The following is an 18189-nucleotide window of genomic DNA, read 5'->3' as shown; positions in this document are numbered from 1 at the left end:
CGCGCGCATGTATCCACCTACCGCCCGGACCACACCCCACCGCTCCCGCGACAAGATGACCTACGACCGGGCCGCCGCCCACGCGGTGCTCGACGAGGCGTACCACTGTGCGTTCGGCTTCACCGTCGACGGCCAGCCACGGGTGCTGCCCACCCTGCACGTCCGCATCGGCGACACGCTCTACCTGCACGGCTCCACCGGCAGCCGCCCGCTGCTCGCCGCCCGCGATGACGGGCTGGAGGTCTGCGTCACGGTGACCCTGCTGGACGGTCTGGTCTACGCCCGCTCCCAGTTCCACCACAGCGCCAACTACCGCTCGGTGGTCGCGCTCGGCACCGCCCGACTGGTCACCGACGAGCGGGAGAAGAGCGCCATGCTCACCGCGCTCGTCGAGAAGGTCGGCTCGGGCCGCAGCACGGACACCCGCCCACCCAGCCGGCGTGAGCTGGCCGAGACCGCCGTGCTGGCGCTGCCGCTGCACGAGGTGTCGGTCCGCACCCGCTCCGGTGGGGTCCGCGAGGACGAGGCCGACCTGGACCTGCCGCACTGGGCCGGCGTGCTGCCGCTGCGGCTGACCGCCGGGCAACCCGAGCCGGACGCCGGGGTCACCGCACCGCTGCCGGCGTTCCTCCGCACGGTCCGCACGCCCTGGCACGACCCGGTGGCGCTGCACGGCGAGCACGTCCGGCTGGAGCCGTTGGAGTTGGCGCACGCCGACGAGTTGCACACCGCCACGGCGGACCCGGAGGTGTGGCGGCACCTGAGCGTCGCACTGCCCACCACGCCCGCCGCGACGGCCGAGGTGATCCGCACCGCCCTGGCCGCCCAGCACCGTGGCGAGCGGGTGGCCTGGGTGCAGCGGTGCGCGAGCACCGGGGCGGTGGTCGGCACCACGTCCTACTACGAGATCGACCCGCAGCGGCGATCGGTGGCGATCGGGCACACCTTCCTCGGCCGGCCCTGGTGGCGTACCGGGATCAACACCGAGGCGAAGTTGCTGCTGCTCAGCCGGGCCTTCGACGACCTGGGCGCGGTCCGGGTGGCCTGGCACACCGACATTCGCAACGTGCGCTCCCAGGAGGCCATCGAACGGCTCGGCGCGACCCGGGAAGGGGTGCTGCGGATGCACCGGCAACGCCCGGACGGCTCCTGGCGGGACACCGTGCAGTACGCGATGACCGTCGACGAGTGGCCGACGGCACAGGCACGGCTGCGCGAAAGACTTCTGCGGACGGCACCGGTGGCGTGATGATGGCGGGCGTGCTGGGGATCACCGACATCTGGACGTACGTGCTGGGCACCGTGGCCATCATCCTGCTGCCCGGGCCGAACTCGCTCTTCGTGCTCTCCACCGCGGCCAAGCGGGGCGTCGCGGTGGGCTACCGGGCCGCCGGCGGTGTGTTCGTCGGCGACGGGGTGCTGATGTTCCTCTCCGCCGCCGGGGTGGCGTCGCTGCTCAAGGCGTACCCCCCGCTGTTCCTGGTGGTCAAGTACGCCGGCGCCGCGTACCTCGGTTATGTCGGGGTGACCATGCTGCTCGGCGCCGTGCGACGCTGGCGCGACCGCAACGACCCGAGCACGCCGCGGCTCATCGACGCCGCGGAGCCGGCGGCGATGCGCAGCCCGTTCCGCAAGGCGCTGGTGATCAGTCTGCTGAACCCGAAGGCGATCCTGTTCTTCATCTCGTTCTTCATCCAGTTCGTCGACCCCGGCTACGCCTGGCCGGCGCTGTCGTTCCTGCTGCTCGGGCTGATCGCCCAGGTGACCAGCGCGCTCTACCTCACTGCGTTGATCTTCGCGGGCACCTTCCTGGCCGCCCAGTTCCGCCAACGCCGCCGCCTGGCCGCCGGCGGAACCACCGCCGTGGCAGCCCTCTTCCTGGCCTTCAGCCTCAAGCTGGCCACCGCCAGCGCCGGCTAATCCCCGCGGCAGGTCAACGCTCGTGCGAGCGTCGGTCCTTCTCCGCGCGTCGACGCTCCTGCGCGCGTCGATCATGGAGTTGTGGTGTCTCGCAAAAGGTGCAATAGCGGATATTAATCCCACCACACCTCCATGATCGACGCGGGCGGACTGATCCCTCGCGCCCTACACCCGGATCTTGCACTTCGGTCGCTGAAATGAGCGCTTTGGGCAGAAAGTGCAAGATCGCCGAGTGGCGGCCGGGTCGGGCCGGGCGGGATTGGCTTTGCGCTGGTCAGGTGCCGTCGCCGCCGGAGCCGCCGCCTCCTACGCCTCCGCTGCCCGCCGTGCCGCCAAGGCCGTAGCCGGATCGGATCGGCTCGTCGGGGTGGCGGCTGGTGTGGGCCGATCCCGCGATCTGCGCGGACCAGTCGGCGTGCGCGGCCGCGGCGGCGTGCCGGTTGATCGCCTGGCGGATCCAACCGTCGACGGTGGCGACCCAGTCCCGGCGGTCGGCGTCCTCGTGCCAGATCCGGAACCGGCTGATGCTCTGATGCGTGATTCCGGCCAGCGCCAGCTTGCGGTCCATCCAGAGGATCGCCTCCATGCCCGCCGAGTTGGTCACGAAGATGATCTCCAGCTCGGTGATCGGGCCCGCGTAGAGGGGCCCCACCCAGTATCCCCAGCGTTGATGCAACGGCAGGGTGTGCTCCACACCCGGCAACCCGCCCTCCTGCAAGCCGGCCTGGCGGATCATGAAACCCAGCGTGTCCAGCGCCGCCAGCACGTGCTGCTGGGTGGGGAGCGGGTGCACGAAGACGGGCACCATCGCACCCTGGTCCAGGTCGGGGTCGAGCGACACCTCGGTCCGTAGGCCCATCCGCAGGCTCAGCAGCGGCACCCCGCCGAAGATGGTCACCGGTGTCTCCCACGGCAGCGGCAACGCGAAGTCGACCGCCCGCCGCCGGCCGGCCGGTACGACGAACCGGCCGGCGATCGGCAGTTGGTGGAACTGCATGAGGCGTCGGGCTCCAGCCGGATCATCCGGCTCGACGGTGCTGACGAGGCCGAGCCGGATGTGGCGCACCAGCACGTCGTCCGGTCCGGCGGCGAGGGTCACCCGCCCCGGCAGGCGCAGGCCCGGCCGGGTGCTCGGGTTGGGGAGCGTGGTCTGCACGGACAGCCCGGTCCCGCCGGACTCCGGAGACACTCCCGTCAGCCGCACCGCGCGCCCCCTCTCGGGACGGGGCCCCGCCGGCCCCACACCGGCGCGCCTACCCAGTCGAGGTGACCTCAAGCCCGACCGCGTCGAACCGCGACCCGCCCACGCCGGGCAGCGACCCGGCCGCGTCGCTCGGACGCGGCCGGGTCGACGGCTCAGCGCAACCGCCGTCCGCGCGGCACCGTGTCGGTCTCGTCGTCGAACTCACCGATGACCTCCTCCAGGAGGTCCTCCAGCGCCACGAACCCGATCGGTCGGGTCGGGCCACCGCCGTTGCGCACCAACGCGAGCTGCGACTGCCGGCCCCGCATCGCCGCCACCGCCTCGGTGACCGAGGAGGTGGCGGGCAGGGTGAACGCGGGCGTCATCAGCGACCCGGCGGTGGCGACGCGGCCGGTGGTGACCACCCGTACCGCCTCCCGGACGTGCACCAGACCGCAGACGTCGCCCGCCTCGTCGAGCACCGCCAGTCGGGACCGGCCGCTGTCCCGGCTGACCTGTTCGATCCGCTCGGCCGGGTCGTCCCGACGGACGGTGACCATGGTGGCGAACGGTTCCATCACCTGCGCCACGGACGTGCCCTGCAACTCCAGCATGCTGGTCAGCAACTGGTGCTGCTCCGCGCCGAGCAGCCCGTGCTCACGGGACTGCTCCAACAGGATCCGCAACTCGTCCGGGCCGTGCACCTGGGCGAGCTGATCCTGCTGGTTCACCCCGACCAGCCGCAGGATCGCGTTGGCCAGGGCGTTGAGGGCGGAGAGCACCGGCCGGGACACCCGGGCGAAGGCACGGAACGGCAACGCCAACAACGTCGCCGAACGCTCCGCGTCGGTGATCGCCCACGACTTGGGCGCCATCTCCCCCACCACCAGGTGCAGGAAGGTGACCACCCCGAGGGCGAAGACCAGGGCCACGAGGTGGCTGGCCGCGTCCGGCAGGCCCACCGCGTGCAGCAGCGGGCTGAGCAGGTGCTCGATCGCCGGCTCGGCCAGCGCGCCGAGACCCAGGGTGCACAACGTGATGCCGAGCTGCGCGCCGGCCAGCATCAGCGACAGCTCGCGGACACCGTCCAGCGCGGCACGTGCCGCCCGACCGCCGTTCGCCGCCGCCTGCTCCAGGCGGTAGCGCTTGCTGGCCACCAGGGCGAACTCGGCGGCCACGAAGAACCCGTTCAGCGCCAGCAGGATCACCGAACTGAACAGCGCGATCCCGGGGCTCATCGGTGCTGTCCTTCGTTCGCGACTGCGGGGCTCGCAAGCTCACTCCTCGCGCTCACGCGCTCACCCCCGGTTTGGTCAGCTGCAACCGCACCGAGTCGGCCACGTGCCGGTCCACGGCCAGCACCTCGACCAGCGCCCGGGGCTCGGCCTCGTTGTCCTCGCCGTCCGCGCCCTCGGGCAACAGGCTGATCTCCAGCCGGTCACCGACCTCCGGCACGCGGCCCAGCTCCCGCATCACCAGTCCGGACAGGGTGTCGTACTCCGGGGCCTCGGGCAGGGCGATGCCGGTGCTGTCGGCGACCTCGTCGATCCGCCAGCGCGCCGGCACCACCCAGGACCCGTCGTCCTGCCGGGCCGGTGCCCGATCCGGCGGGTCGTCCTCGTCCCGGATCGGGCCGACCAGCTCCTCGGCGATGTCCTCCAGCGTGATCACCCCGGCGAAGCCGCCGTACTCGTCGACCACGCAGGCCATCTGCCGATGCCCGGACCGCAGCCGGTCGAGCACCGTGGGCAGGGGCAACGTCTCCGGTACGAGCAGCGGAGGCACGGCCACCGCGCTCACCGGGGTGGTGGCCCGCTCCCCCGGGGGTACGCCGAGCACGTCGGCGATGCCGACGACACCGAGCAGGTCGTCGACGCCCTCCGAGCCGCGTACGGGGAAGCGGGAGTGGCCGGTGTCCAGCAGCTCGACCACCCGGCTGACCGGCTCGTGTGCCCGTACGGTGTGCACGTCGACGCGGGGCACCATGGCCTCCCCGGCGGTCAGCTCGCGGAAGTCCAGACCTCGGTCGAGCAGCGTGGACATCTCGGCGTCGAGGGAGCCCTCCTCGCGGGACTCGGCGATGATCTGTTCCAGGTCCGCCGGGGTGGCGCCGCTGGGCAGCTCCTCGATCGGCTCGATGCCGATCCGCCGCAGCAGGCGTACCGAGGCCCGGTCGAAGAGCCGGATCAGCGGCCCGGCGACGGCCAGGTAGATCAGGGTGGATCGGCTCAGCGCCCGGGCCAGTTGCACGGCCCGGGCGATGGCCAGGTTCTTCGGGGCCAGCTCACCGAGCACCATCTGCACGACGGTGGCGATGACCAGGGCCAACGCCACCGACAGAGGGAGACGGACCGCCTCGCTGACGCCGGCCACGCCGAGCAGGTCGGCGAGGCCACCACCCAGGTACGGCTCGGCGACGTAGCCGACCAGCAGGGCGGTGACGGTGATGCCGAGTTGCGCGCCGGAGAGCATGAAGGAGAGCCGGCTGGTGACGGTCAGCGCCCGGGCGGCGGCCTGATCGCCGTCATCGGCGAGCTGGCGCAGCTTGCCCCGGTCCACGGCGACATAGCCGAACTCCTGCGCCACGAAGTATCCGGTGGCGGCAGTGAGAAGAATGATCAGAAGGAGACCAACGACGATCAACACGGGTCGCTCAGGGCTCCCGGGGTCGTCGGTACGGGGATATGCCGGGCACGACCCGGCTGGCTACTGCTGCCCTCCTGGGCAGAAGAGTCGATCATGCCGCTATTTTATCGGCGCTGGCTGGGACCGCGCTGGGGGTGGGCCGAAGGAGCGGCAACGTCCGGTTCGACAGCCGTCACGCCGGCCCCGCCGACCCGCTGCCTGGGCCGCGTTCGGCCAGCTCGTCGGCGTCGAGCAGGCTCCGGTCCAGCCGCCCCGACCGGTACGCGGCCCGCCCGATCATCTGGGCCGCGACCGGCGCGGTCGCCAACTGGAAGACCGCCACCAGCGCGACCATGCCCAGGTCCGCCGGAGACCGCAGGCGCAACGCGATGCCCACCAGCAGCAGGAGCACCCCGAGCACCTGTGGCTTCGTGGCCGCGTGCATCCGGCTCAGCGCGTCCGGGAAACGCAGCACCCCGATCGCGGCGGCCAGGCCGAGCAGGGCACCGGCCACCAGACAAGCGCCGCCGAGCCAGTCCGCGATCGTCGCGATCACTGCTGCTCCCGGACGGCGAAGCGGACAAGTGACACCGAGCCCACGAAGCCGAGCAGGGAGAGCACCACGAGCACGGGCAGCGTGGTGGCATGCCGGTTGACCGCCGCCTCGGCGCCCACCGCGCCGACCATGGTGGCGAGCAGCATGTCCGCGGCGATCACCCGGTCCACCAGCGACGGGCCACGGTACAGGCGGGCCAGCGCGAGCAGCGCGGTCACCGACAGCAGCGGGGTGAGGACGACGGCCAGGAACGTGGTCACGGACTGGTTCCCCTCTCGGATCGGTCGGTCTCGACGCGGCGCAGTTCGGCGGCGGAGCCCACCGCGCGGACGATGCGCCGTTCGACGGTGCGGGTGCGCTCGCGGGCCACGTCGAGGTCCGCCGGTCCGTGGGTGTCGAGCACGTGCAGGTAGAGCGTCCCGGAGTCCCGGTCCACCTCGAGGATCAGCGTGCCCGGCACCAACGAGACCGCCTCGGCGGTGAGCGCCAGATTGAGGTCGGTGGTGACCCGCAGCCGGACCGCGACGATCGCCCCGCGCGGCCGGTAGCCGGGCTGCACGGCGATCCGGGCGACGTGCAGGCTCGCGCTGACCAGCTCGACGACGAACCGGCCGGCGAACACCAGCAGCGCCCCTGGTCGCAGCCGGCCGCCGAAGCTGACCGCCGGCAGCGGGTAGAAGACCAGCACCGCGCCGCCCACCAGCAGGCCGCCGACCACGTTGGCCCAGTTGACGTCCCCCCAGAGCAGGTTCCAGACCACCACCAGCCACCCGAGGGCCGCCACCTGGTCGCGCCAACGCCCGAGCCGGCCGCGTCCCACCACGGGGGGCGCGGTGGCGTCGGGAGCCGGGTCAGGGGGGCCGGTCACGGCACGCCGCCCGGCAGCACGGCATCCACGTACGGCGTACGCAGCCGCAGGTCGGCGGCCGCGTCCGTGGTGACGTCGAACAGCGGTCCGGCCAGCACGGTCAGCGCCAACCCGAGGGCGACCAGGGCGACGGTGGCCCCGACCATCAGCTTCGGCAACCGGACGGCCGGCTCGCTGGTGGCCAGTCGGGGCGAGCGCCAGAAGGCGATGTTCCACACCCGGGACGCCACGTAGAGAGTGAGCAGGCTGGTCAGCGTGCCCGCCGCGACCAGCACCCAGGGCAGCGGACCGCCGGCCGCCACCCCGGCCTGGAGCAGGCCGAGCTTGCCGAGGAAACCGGAGAACGGAGGTACCCCGGCGAGGTTCATGGCCGGGACGAAGAACAGCACCCCGAGCAGCGGCGCCACCCGGGCCAGCCCGCCGATGCGGCGGAGGTCGGTGCTGCCGGCGCGCTCCTCGACCAGCCCGGCGACGAGGAACAACGTGGTCTGGATGGTGATGTGGTGCACCACGTAGAAGATCGCGCCGGAGAGCCCGGCGGCGGTGCTCAACGCCACCCCGAAGATCATGTAGCCGATGTGGCTGACCAGGGTGAACGAGAACAGCCGCTTCAGATCGGACTGGGCCACCGCGCCGAGGATGCCGATCACCATGGTCAGCCCGGCGACGACCATCAGGAGCACGTCGGCGTGCCCACCGGGGAACAGCAACGTCTCGGTGCGGATGATCGCGTAGACGCCCACCTTGGTGAGCAGACCCGCGAAGACGGCGGTGACCGGGGCCGGCGCGGTGGGATAGCTGTCCGGCAGCCACGCCGACAACGGGAAGACCGCCGCCTTGATCGCAAAGGCCAGGAGCAACATCAGCTCCAGGGCCAGTCGGACGCCGTCGGGCAGGTCGTCGAGGCGCTGGGCGAGTTGGGCCAGGTTGAGCGTGCCGGTGGCCGCGTACACCAGACCCACACCGGTCAGGAAGATCATCGAGGAGAGGATGCTGACCACCACGTACGTCGACCCGGTCCGGATCCGGGTCTCGCTGCCCCCCAGGGTGATCAGCACGAAACTCGCGGCCAACAGGATCTCGAAGCCGACGAAGAGGTTGAACAGGTCGCCGGCCAGGAACGCGTTGGTGACGCCCGCGGTGAGCACCAGGTACGTCGGGTGGAAGATCTCCACCGGGCTGGACTCGCTGCTCTCGCTGCGACCCTGGCCGATCGAGTACAGCAGCACGCACAGGGTCACCGCCGACGAGACCACCACCATCAGCGCGGCGAGTTGGTCGGCGACCAGCACGATGCCGACCGGCGCCGGCCACCCACCGACCGCCACCACCACCGGCCCGTGCCGGTACGCCTGCACCAGCAGCAACAGCGCCACGACGAGCGTGCCACCCAGACAGGACACGCTTATCGAGCGCTGGAGTCGGGGCTTACCGGCCAGCAGCAGCGTCAGCGCCGCACCGAGCAGCGGCACCACCACCGGCAGCGGCACCAGCGCGCTCATCACGACTCCTGCCCGCGGCGGAGCCGGCGGCGGGCGGGTTCGGGATCGACCTGCTCCGGGTCGCCGTTCGGGCCCTCCCCGCCGTGGTCCACAGCGCCGACCTCGTTCCGCACCGCCCGACGGATGATCTGCCGGTCCTCCAGGTCGTCGGGCACCTCGTCGTCGCCGGTCAGATACCAACTGCGGTACGCCACCGCGAGCAGGAACGCGCTGAACCCGAAGGTGATCACGATGGCGGTCAACACCATCGCCTGCGGCAGCGGATCACTCATCCGCTCCTTCGCACCGGTGCCGACGATCGGCGCCCCACCCGGACGCCCACCCAGCAGGATCAACAGATTCACCCCGTTGCCGAGCAGGATCACCCCGAGCAGAATCCGGGTCAGGGTGCGCTCCAGCAGCAGGATCACCCCGCAACCGACGAGCACCGCGACAGCCAGCACCAACACCAACGTCGGTCCCGCTTCGCTCGCCGTCACCGTTCTGCCCTTGTTCGCGACTGCGGGGCGCGCAACCCCGGCGCACTCCTCGCGCTCATGCCCGCTCGCCCTTGTCGACGGCCAGGCCGCCGGTGGCCGTTCCGGTGGCCTCGATGTGTCGGTCCACCTCGGCGCCGAGGCTGCGCAGGACGTCCAGCACCAGCCCGATCACGACCAGGTACACGCCGATGTCGAAGAAGAGCGACGTGACCAGGTGGGCGTCACCGATCAACGGCAGCGACCTGTCGACCTTGGCGCTCTCCAGCACCGATCCGCCGACCAGCAGTGCCACCACACCGCTGCCCACCGACATCGCCAATCCGGCGCCGAGGATCGCACCGGCGCCGATCGGGGCGGCCTCGGTCAACTCGTACCGACCCCCGGCCAGATAGCGGACCACCAGGGCGAGACCCGCCACCAGACCGCCGGCGAAGCCACCGCCCGGCGCGTTGTGCCCGGAGAAGAGCAGGAACAGGGAGAACAGCACCACGGTGTGGAAGATCAGCCGGATGACCACCTCCAACACGATCGAGCGGCGCTCCTCGTAGAGGGTGGGACCGCCGCGCAGCCACACCGGGCGGCCGGGCTCGTCGGTCCGCTGGTCCGAGTCCGGCCGGCGCGGTCGCGGCCCGGTCCGGGACCGCTCGAAGATCAGGCTGGCCACCCCGGTCGCGGCCACCACCAGCACCGCCAGCTCGCCCATGGTGTCCCAGGCCCGGATGTCGACGAGTGTCACGTTCACCACGTTGCGGCCGTACCCCTCGGCCACCGCCAGATCCGGGAAGGCGGCGGAGATGTCCGGGGCCCGGCGGGCCGCGGCGGCGGTGAGGGCCAGCCCGGCGGCCACCACACCCACCGCCACCCCGATCGCCCGACGGACCCAGCGGGTACGCCGCAGCGGGCGGGCCGAGAACCGCTGCGGCAGGCGACGCAGCACCAGCACGAAGACCGCGATCGTCGCGGTCTCCACCAGGAACTGGGTGAGCGCCAGGTCGGGTGCGCCGTGCAGGACGAAGAGCATCGCGGTGCCGTAGCCGGTCATGCCCACCAGCAGCATGGCGGTCAGGCGACGGCGGGCGCCGACCGCCAGCACCGCGGCGACCGCGATCACCACCACGACCACCGGTTGGAGCAGGTTGTCCCAGAGCGGGATCCGGGCCCGCCACGGGCCGGCGGAGAGCATCGCCGCACCGGGCACCAGCACCAGCGTGACCAGGATGATGCCGAGATACTGCGGCAGCGAGCCGCGCTGGGTCGCGCCGGTGACCTCGATGGCCAACCGGTCGAACCGGCCCACGACCCACTCGTACCCCTGGTTGCCGCCCACCGGCGAACGCAGCCGGGCCAGCACCGGGGCGACCGGCGCCCGCACGGCGAAGAGCAGGCCACCGCCGGCGAGAGCCAGCACGGACAGGCCGAGAGCCGGGGTCGGCCCGGACCAGAGCGCCAGGTGCGCGTCGACCCCACCGAGCAGATCGGCGTACGGGCGCAGCACGTCGTCCAGCACGCTCGCGGCCGGGCCGGCGAGCAGCCCGACCCCGGCGAGCACCGCTGGCGGGAGCAGCAGCGACGCGGCGATCGGGCCGGGCCGGGCCGGTGCCACACCTGGGCGGTCGGCGAACGCGCCCCAGAGGAAGCGGGCGCTGTACGCGACCGTGAGCACCGTCCCGGCGACCAGGCCGGTGAGGAGCACGGGTTGGTCGGTGAACGCCCCGAACACCGCCTCCTTCGCGACGAAGCCGACGAACGGCGGCACACCGGCCATCGACGCCGCGGCCAGCACCGCGACCACGAACAGCGGCCGGGACCAGCGCCGCAGCCCGGACAGCTCCCGCAGGTCACGGGTGCCGGCGCCGTGATCGATGATGCCGACGACCAGGAACAACGCCGCCTTGAACAGCGCGTGCGCCAGCAGCATCGCCGTGCCGGCCAGGGCGGCGTCCGGGGTGCCCGAGCCGGTCACCGCGACCAGCAGACCGAGTTGGCTGACCGTCCCGTACGCCAGCAACAGCTTCAGGTCGGTCTGCCGCAGCGCGGCCCAGCCGCCGAGCAGCATGGTGGCCACGCCGGCGATCTGCACCACCGGCCGCCACGGCCCGACCGTGGCGAGCACCGGCGCGAGCAGCCCGACCAGGTAGACGCCGGCCTTGACCATGGCGGCGGCGTGCAGGTACGCGCTGACCGGAGTGGGCGCCGCCATCGCGACCGGTAGCCAGGAGCTGAACGGCAGCACCGCCGACTTGGACAGCGCGCCGGCCAGGATCAGCAGCACGGCGACCACCAGGTACCCGCCGCCGGGTGGTGGCTGGGCGGCGATCTCCGACCACCGGTAGGTGCCGGCGTGCACGCCCAGCATGATGAACCCGACGAGCATGGCGAGCCCGCCCAGCGTGGTGACTGTCAACGCCTGCGCCGCCGCCCACCGGCTGGACCGCCGCTCGGTGCTGTGCCCGATCAGCAGGTACGAGAAGATCGTGGTGAGTTCCCAGCCGACGTAGAGCAGCAGCAGGTCGTCGGCGAAGACCAGGACGAGCATCGCGCCGGCGAAGGCGACCAGGACACCGACGTACCGTGCCAACCCGTTCGATCCGGCGTTGAAGTAGCGGGCGCTGTAGACCAGCACCAGCGCGCCGACGCCCCCGATCAGCAGCGTCATCAGCCAGGAGAGCGTGGTGAGCCGGAACGCGATGTCGAGGCCCAACTGCGGGATCCACCGGTACGTCTCGACCACCGCCCCGCCGTCGCCGACGGCCGGGGTGCGGGCCAGCGCCCAGCAGAAGGCGGCAGCCGGTACCAGCGCCAGCGGGTAGCACGCGCGGGATCCCCACCGCCGGACGAGCAGGGGCGCGACGAGGGCCGCCACGAGGTGGAGGACGAGCAGTACCAGCACCTGCGCTCCCGATCCAGGTGGCCGGCGCTCGTGCAGCGGCGGCCCCTAGCAGCGATCAGACGCCAGTTTGTCGCTCACCGGGCGGTTTTGCCGGAATCCCCCCGCAGATCGCGGGTCCCCTCACCCCGCCGATCATGGAGTTGTGCTGCCGGTTTTGCCCCACGACACGAGGTTTGTCACCCACCACAACTGCATGATCGACCCGGGGTGGGGGTGGGGTGGGGTGGGTTAGTGGAGGAGGGTTTGGGGGTGGGGGTGGGGGTGGGGGGCTTCGGGGGTGGGGTGGTCTTGGCGCAGCTCGGTCAGCAGGTCGGTGCGGCCGAGTTGGCGTGCCACCCGGTCGACCACCCGTTCCGCGGCGGCCAGTGACCGCACCGAGAGCAACCGACCACGGCTCTCCCGGCGGAGCACGAAGTAGTGGACGGCGGCGCGGACCTGGCCACGATCGGCGGCGCTGGCCTGGGCGGTGCACAGGACCAGCTCCCGGAGGCAGCGGGCGAGGCGTTCGGCGAGCTCGAACTCGGGGCCGTGCAGGCCGCCACGGAGGGCTGCGAGGTGGCTGTCGACCTTGCGAATCAGCACGTCGGTGCCCGGTTCGACGGTGTGCTGCTCGCCGGCCATCAAATCCCCTCACCCCGGTTCGCGTTGGCAGTGAAGTTACTTTATGTTGCTCCTTAGAAGCAAGCAGTTAAGTGAGACTTAACGCATTAAGCGCACGTTCCATGCTTTTTGCTTTTGTCCGGCGCATTCCACCGGCGGTCGGTCGTCGTTGTCGTACCGGCGGGGCAGGATGGACCGGTGACCGGGGCAGACGCAGACGCAGACGCCGGCGCGGTGCTCGCCGACTTCGGCCCGGCCACCCGCGCCTGGTTCGAGGCCGCCTTCGCCGCCCCCACCGCCGCGCAGACCGGCGCCTGGCGGTCGGTCGCCGCCGGCCGCAGCGCCCTCGTGGTCGCACCCACCGGCTCCGGCAAGACGCTCGCGGCCTTCCTCTGGTCACTGGACCGGCTCGCCCGCGAGCCCGCACCGGCCGAGGCCCGACAACGGTGCCGGGTGCTCTACGTCAGCCCGCTCAAGGCCCTCGCCGTCGACGTGGAACGCAACCTGCGCACCCCACTGGCCGGCATCCGGCAGGCAGCCACCCGGTTGGGCGTCGCACCACCGGACATCACCGTCGGCATGCGCACCGGCGACACCCCGGCCGACGAGCGACGTGCCTTCGCCCGCACCCCACCGGACATCCTCATCACCACGCCCGAGTCGCTGTTCCTGCTGCTCACGTCCGCGGCTCGCGACTCGCTGCGCGGCGTCCAGACGGTGATCGTCGACGAGGTGCACGCGGTGGCCGGCAGCAAACGAGGCGCCCACCTCGCCCTCTCCCTCGAACGCCTCGACGAACTGCTGCCCGCCCCGGCGCAGCGCATCGGCCTCTCGGCCACCGTCCGGCCGATCGACGCCTGCGCGCAGTTCCTCGGCGGCGCCCGCCCGGTCGACGTCGTGCAGCCGGCCACACCGAAGACCATCGAGGTCAGCGTCCAGGTCCCGGTGGAGGACATGACCCGCCTGGACGAGCAGGAGCAGCCACCGGAGGACGACCTGGGCGGCCCCGGGCCACGCCGCGCCTCGATCTGGCCGGCCGTGGAGGAGCGGGTCTTCACCCTCATCGGGCAGCACCGCTCCACGATCGTCTTCACCAACTCCCGCCGCAGTGCCGAGCGCCTCTGCGCCCGCCTCAACGAACTGGCCGCCGAAGCGGTGGCCGCATCCGCGCCCGGCGACGGCGCGATCGTCGTACCCGAGGGGTTGTCGGCGGGCGACGGTCCGGCGGGCGACGGCGGCCCGGTGCCCGGCGCGGAACGGTGGGGTGGCCCCGCCGGCCCGCTGCGCAACCGGCCGCCGGCCGAGGTGATGGCCCAGTCCGGTGCGGCGACCGGCGCGGCGCCGGTGATCGCCCGCGCCCACCACGGCAGCGTCTCCCGGGAGGAGCGCAAGCACATCGAGGAGGCGCTCAAGTCCGGCCAGCTCCCGGCGGTGGTGGCCACCTCCAGCCTGGAGCTGGGCATCGACATGGGCGCGGTCGACCTGGTGGTGCAGATCGAGGCGCCACCGAGCGTGGCCGCCGGGCTGCAACGGGTCGGCCGGGCCGGGCACCAGGTGGGAGCGGTCTCCCGGGGCGTGGTCTTCCCCAAGCACCGGGGCGACCTGCTCTCCTGCGCGGTGGTCGCCGAACGGATGACCGCCGGCGCGATCGAGGAGCTGCACTACCCCCGCAACCCGCTGGACGTGCTGGCCCAGCAGATCGTCGCGATGGTGGCACTGGAGCCGTGGCCGCTCGGCGACCTGGCCGTGCTGGTCCGCCGGGCCGCGCCCTTCGCCGAGCTGCCCGACTCCGCGCTGCACGCCGTGCTCGACATGCTCTCCGGCCGCTACCCGTCCACCGCGTTCGCCGAGCTACGCCCCCGACTGGTCTGGGACCGGGCCACCGACCTGCTCACCGGCCGTCCCGGCGCGCAGCGACTGGCGGTGACCAGCGGCGGCACCATCCCGGACCGCGGGCTGTTCGGGGTCTTCCTTGCCGGCGCCGAACGGGCCGCCCGGGTCGGCGAGCTGGACGAGGAGATGGTCTACGAGTCCCGGGTCGGCGATGTCTTCCTGCTCGGCTCGTCCTCCTGGCGCATCGAGGAGATCACCCCCGACCGGGTGCTGGTCTCGCCCGCTCCGGGGCAGGCCGCGCGGATGCCGTTCTGGAAGGGCGACCAGCTCGGCCGCCCGGTGGAGCTGGGTCGGGCCATCGGCGCCCGGGTGCGCACCCTGCTGCGCCAGACCGACGAGGCGGCACTGGCCGCGTTGCGGGACGGCGGGCTGGACGACTGGGCCGCCGGCAACCTGATGGCCTACCTGCGCGAGCAGCGGGAGGCCACTCGCTCGCTGCCCGACGACCGTACGGTCGTCGTCGAGCGGTTCCGCGACGAGTTGGGCGACTGGCGGCTCGCCGTGCACAGCGTCCTCGGCGCCCGGGTCAACGGGCCGTGGGCCCTCGCGGTGGGCCGCCGGCTGGCCGAACGGTACGGGGTGGACGCCCAGGTGATGCCCTCCGACGACGGCATCGTGGTGCGACTTCCGGACACCGCCGACGAGCCGCCCGGCGCCGACGTGGTGGTCTTCGAGCCGGACGAGATCACCCAGCTCGTGGAGGAGTCGGTCGGCACCTCCGCGCTCTTCGCCGCCCGTTTCCGCGAGTGCGCCGCCCGGTCGCTGCTGCTGCCCCGCCGCGACCCGCGTCGCCGCCAACCGCTGTGGCAGCAGCGGCAGCGCGCCGCGCAACTGCTCGACGTCGCCCGCGAGTACGCGGACTTCCCGGTCACCCTGGAAGCTGCCCGGGAGTGCCTCCAGGACGTCTTCGACCAGCCGGCGCTGGCCGGGCTGATGCGCGACCTGGCCACCCGCAAGGTGCGGCTGGTCGAGGTCGAGACCAGCGCGCCGTCGCCGTTCGCCCGGTCGCTGCTCTTCGGCTACGTCGGCGCGTTCCTCTACGAGGGCGACGCCCCCCTCGCCGAGCGCCGCGCCGCCGCGCTCGCCCTGGACTCCACCCTGCTCGGTGAGCTGCTCGGCCGGGTCGACCTGCGCGAGTTGCTCGACCCCGCCGTGCTCACCGAGACCGACCGGCAGCTGCGGTGGCTGACCGAGCAGCGCCGCCCCCGCGACGCCGAGGACGTGGTCGAGTTGCTGCGGGTGCTCGGTGACCTGAGCGACGCCGAGCTGACCGAGCGGGGCGTGCCGGAGACCTGGCTGACCGAGTTGGAGGCCACCCGCCGGGTGCTGCGGGTCCGGATCGCCGGCGAGCAGCGCTGGGTGGGTGTCGAGGACGCCGCCCGGCTGCGCGACGCCCTCGGCGTGGCGTTGCCGGTCGGGGTGGCCGAGGCGTACCTCGCCCCGGTGGCCGATCCGCTCGGTGACCTGGTGGCCCGGTACGCCCGCACCCACGGGCCGTTCGCCGCGGCCAGTTGCGCGGCACGCTTCGGGCTGGGTGTGTTCGTCGTCGAGCAGACGTTACGTCGGCTCGGTGCCACCGGGCGGGTGGTCTCCGGGGAGTTCACCCCGGATTCGGCGGGTGCCCAGTGGTGCGACGCCGAGGTGCTGCGGATGCTGCGCCGCCGCTCGCTCGCGGCGCTGCGCCGGGAGATCGAGCCGGTGCCGCCCCGGGCGCTCGCCACGTTCCTGCCCCGCTGGCAGCAGGTCGGCTCGTCCGCCCGCGGGGTGGAGGCGCTCGCCGCGACGGTGGAGCAGTTGCAGGGCGCGGCGGTGCCGGCATCCGCACTGGAACGGTTGGTGCTGCCCGCCCGGGTCGCCGACTACTCCCCCGCCCAGCTCGACGAGCTGTGCGCCAGCGGGGAGGTGCTCTGGGCCGGGTCGGGAGCGATCTCCGGCGGTGACGGCTGGGTCACCCTGGCGTACGCGGATGCCGCACCGTTGCTGCTCCCGCCACCCGACGAGGCGCTGACGCGTACGCCGCTGCACGACGCGGTGCTCGACGCGCTCGGCGACGGGCAGGCGCTCTTCTTCCGCCCGCTGGCCGACCGCGTCGGTTCGACCGACGACGCCGCCCTGACCACCGTGATCTGGGATCTGGTCTGGGCCGGGCACCTCACCAACGACACCCTCGCCCCGCTGCGCGCGGTGCTCGGCGCGGGCGGCGCGCACCGCTCCAAGCCGTCCGCGCCGCGTACCCGCTACCGGCGGCCCGGCCGGGTGGCGCTGCCCACCCGGGGTGGCCCGCCGACGGTCGCCGGTCGCTGGTCCCGCCTCCCGGAACGGGACGTCGACCCGACCCGGCGCGCCGCCGCCCTCGCCGACGTCCTGTTGGAACGGCACGGGGTGGTCACCCGCGGCGCGGTGATGGCCGAGCAGGTGGTCGGCGGGTTCTCGGCGGTCTACCCGGTGCTGTCGGCCCTGGAGGAGCGCGGCGCGGCCCGCCGTGGTTACTTCGTCGAAGGGCTGGGTGCGGCGCAGTTCGCGGTACCCGGTGCGGTGGACCGGCTGCGCGCACTGGCCGAGCCGATGGACGGCACCCGGGGGCGGGGCGCACCGGCCACCGTCCTGGCCGCCACCGACCCGGCCAACCCGTACGGCGGGGCGCTGCCCTGGCCGGAACGCGTGGTCGACTCCGGCGACGGGGCTGCCCCGGCGACCGGGCACCGGGCCGGCCGCAAGGCCGGCGCGCTGGTGGTGCAGGTCAGCGGTGACCTGGTGCTGTACGTGGAGCGCGGCGGTCGGACGCTGCTGTCCTTCAGCGACGACACCGAAACGCTCGCGGTGGCCGGCAAGGCGCTCGCCGACGCCGTGCACTCCGGGGCGTTGGGCGCGCTGTCGGTGGAGCGGGCCGACGGCGAGGCGGTGCACTCCTCGCCGCTGCGCGACGCGCTCACCGCCGCCGGCTTCCGGGCCACTCCTCGCGGCCTGCGCCTGCGCGGCTGACCCGCCCCGGGTCGTCGAGCCCCGGCCCGGTGCTCAGCGCAGGCCGTTGAGCACCTTCTCGTAGCGCGGGCGCTCGCCCACCGGCGTCTTCGCCTCGAGGTAGTTGAGCACCACCGCGCCACGCCGGTACGACTGGCCGCCCCAGGTCTCCGCGATGTCACCGGCGCTGGTCTCGTCGGGGAAGACGTACACGGTGACGGTGTCGGTGGCGATCAGCTCGGAGCAACCCAGGCCGAGCCCGTCCGGTCCACAGTCGACCGAACGGTCCTTCGGGTGCGGCACCGGCAGGCCGGCGGCCCGGAACGCTTCGACGATCTGCTTCGCTCCGGGCGCTCCGTCCGGGCGTTTGGGCAGCACCACCGGCGGTGGACTGGCCGGCCGGCGCTGCGTCGGCCCCTGCGGGGCAACGGAGGGTGGGGTCGGCGGGGGTGGCGCGCCGCCGGTGCGGGACGGGGCCAACGAGGACGTCGGCGCGCTCGACGGAACGGCTGCCGTCGAACCCAGGTCGGACGAGCCGGGCGACGCGGGCGAGGCGGTGGGGGGCGCGCTCGACGGGTCGGCGTCGTCGCCGCCGCAGCCGGCGGTGAGGGCGACGGCCACCAGCAGCACCGCGACGGCAGGCAGGCTCCGATGTGTCACCAGGGCAGTCTCCCCCGGCACCACCACAGCGCGGGAGTGGCCGGTCGGCCAC

The 18189-nt window shown here is 73.0% G+C and carries 14 protein-coding genes; 3 read left to right on the top strand and 11 right to left on the bottom strand.

Features of this window, described 5'->3' with window-relative positions; translation table 11 throughout:
* Nucleotides 1–7: 7 nt before the first annotated feature.
* The gene (locus tag AB0O48_RS17905) at nt 8–1249 is read left to right on the top strand and encodes a bifunctional pyridoxamine 5'-phosphate oxidase family protein/GNAT family N-acetyltransferase (RefSeq protein ID WP_365066824.1); all 1242 of its coding nucleotides are present in this window, start codon (nt 8–10) and stop codon (nt 1247–1249) included.
* Entirely contained in the window at nt 1249–1920 is a 672-nt protein-coding gene (gene leuE, locus AB0O48_RS17900; RefSeq protein ID WP_357247424.1) for a leucine efflux protein LeuE, read from the top strand. The genes AB0O48_RS17905 and leuE overlap by 1 nt, the downstream gene beginning before the upstream one ends.
* A 274-nt stretch (nt 1921–2194) precedes the next feature.
* On the opposite strand, the gene AB0O48_RS17895 is transcribed toward leuE, so the two are convergent.
* The 10 genes from AB0O48_RS17895 to AB0O48_RS17850 all read right to left on the bottom strand — a co-directional run bounded on the left by AB0O48_RS17895 (nt 2195) and on the right by AB0O48_RS17850 (nt 12644).
* A complete protein-coding gene (locus tag AB0O48_RS17895; protein ID WP_357247421.1) occupies nt 2195–3124 on the bottom strand; it encodes a sporulation protein in 930 nt (309 codons plus the stop codon).
* A 152-nt stretch (nt 3125–3276) separates the two neighbouring features.
* Nucleotides 3277–4341, bottom strand: coding sequence for a hemolysin family protein (locus AB0O48_RS17890; RefSeq protein WP_357247418.1), 1065 nt, complete (start codon nt 4339–4341; stop codon nt 3277–3279).
* A 52-nt stretch (nt 4342–4393) separates the two neighbouring features.
* A complete protein-coding gene (locus tag AB0O48_RS17885; protein WP_357570214.1) occupies nt 4394–5749 on the bottom strand; it encodes a hemolysin family protein in 1356 nt (451 codons plus the stop codon).
* Between the two features lie 172 nt (nt 5750–5921).
* Nucleotides 5922–6281, bottom strand: a complete 360-nt coding sequence (mnhG, locus tag AB0O48_RS17880) for a monovalent cation/H(+) antiporter subunit G (RefSeq protein WP_357248048.1) — start codon at nt 6279–6281, stop codon at nt 5922–5924.
* Nucleotides 6281–6544 (bottom strand): monovalent cation/H+ antiporter complex subunit F, encoded by a 264-nt coding sequence (locus AB0O48_RS17875; RefSeq protein ID WP_357247414.1) that lies wholly within the window; start codon nt 6542–6544, stop codon nt 6281–6283. The genes mnhG and AB0O48_RS17875 overlap by 1 nt, the downstream gene beginning before the upstream one ends.
* On the bottom strand, nt 6541–7152 hold the full coding sequence (locus AB0O48_RS17870; RefSeq protein WP_365066816.1) for a Na+/H+ antiporter subunit E: 612 nt from the start codon (nt 7150–7152) through the stop codon (nt 6541–6543). The genes AB0O48_RS17875 and AB0O48_RS17870 overlap by 4 nt, the downstream gene beginning before the upstream one ends.
* On the bottom strand, nt 7149–8654 hold the full coding sequence (locus tag AB0O48_RS17865; RefSeq protein WP_357247409.1) for a Na+/H+ antiporter subunit D: 1506 nt from the start codon (nt 8652–8654) through the stop codon (nt 7149–7151). The genes AB0O48_RS17870 and AB0O48_RS17865 overlap by 4 nt, the downstream gene beginning before the upstream one ends.
* Nucleotides 8654–9133, bottom strand: coding sequence for a Na(+)/H(+) antiporter subunit C (locus AB0O48_RS17860; protein ID WP_365066813.1), 480 nt, complete (start codon nt 9131–9133; stop codon nt 8654–8656). Before AB0O48_RS17860 ends, AB0O48_RS17865 begins: the two co-directional genes overlap by 1 nt.
* A gap of 55 nt (nt 9134–9188) precedes the next feature.
* Nucleotides 9189–12023 (bottom strand): Na+/H+ antiporter subunit A, encoded by a 2835-nt coding sequence (locus AB0O48_RS17855; RefSeq protein ID WP_365066810.1) that lies wholly within the window; start codon nt 12021–12023, stop codon nt 9189–9191.
* A gap of 228 nt (nt 12024–12251) precedes the next feature.
* Entirely contained in the window at nt 12252–12644 is a 393-nt protein-coding gene (locus AB0O48_RS17850; protein WP_357247400.1) for a hypothetical protein, read from the bottom strand.
* Nucleotides 12645–12821: 177 nt separating this feature from the next.
* Here AB0O48_RS17850 and AB0O48_RS17845 point away from each other — a divergent pair, with 177 nt between their 5' ends.
* A complete protein-coding gene (locus AB0O48_RS17845; protein WP_365066806.1) occupies nt 12822–17498 on the top strand; it encodes a DEAD/DEAH box helicase in 4677 nt (1558 codons plus the stop codon).
* Between the two features lie 33 nt (nt 17499–17531).
* On the opposite strand, the gene AB0O48_RS17840 is transcribed toward AB0O48_RS17845, so the two are convergent.
* The gene (locus AB0O48_RS17840; RefSeq protein WP_365066803.1) at nt 17532–18137 is read right to left on the bottom strand and encodes a hypothetical protein; all 606 of its coding nucleotides are present in this window, start codon (nt 18135–18137) and stop codon (nt 17532–17534) included.
* Nucleotides 18138–18189 lie beyond the last annotated feature (52 nt).

Source organism: Micromonospora sp. NPDC085948, assembly GCF_040686315.1.
Lineage (GTDB): Bacteria > Actinomycetota > Actinomycetes > Mycobacteriales > Micromonosporaceae > Micromonospora.
Note: the sequence above shows the minus strand (reverse complement) of the source record. Positions and strands in the feature narration are given on the sequence as shown.

Coding starts and splice junctions, on each gene's coding strand:
- AB0O48_RS17905 (WP_365066824.1), top strand. CDS start 8: ATGTATCCACCTACCGCCCGGACCACACCCCACCGCTCCCGCGACAAG.
- leuE (WP_357247424.1), top strand. CDS start 1,249: ATGATGGCGGGCGTGCTGGGGATCACCGACATCTGGACGTACGTGCTG.
- AB0O48_RS17850 (WP_357247400.1), bottom strand. CDS start 12,644: ATGGCCGGCGAGCAGCACACCGTCGAACCGGGCACCGACGTGCTGATT.
- AB0O48_RS17865 (WP_357247409.1), bottom strand. CDS start 8,654: ATGAGCGCGCTGGTGCCGCTGCCGGTGGTGGTGCCGCTGCTCGGTGCG.
- AB0O48_RS17890 (WP_357247418.1), bottom strand. CDS start 4,341: ATGAGCCCCGGGATCGCGCTGTTCAGTTCGGTGATCCTGCTGGCGCTG.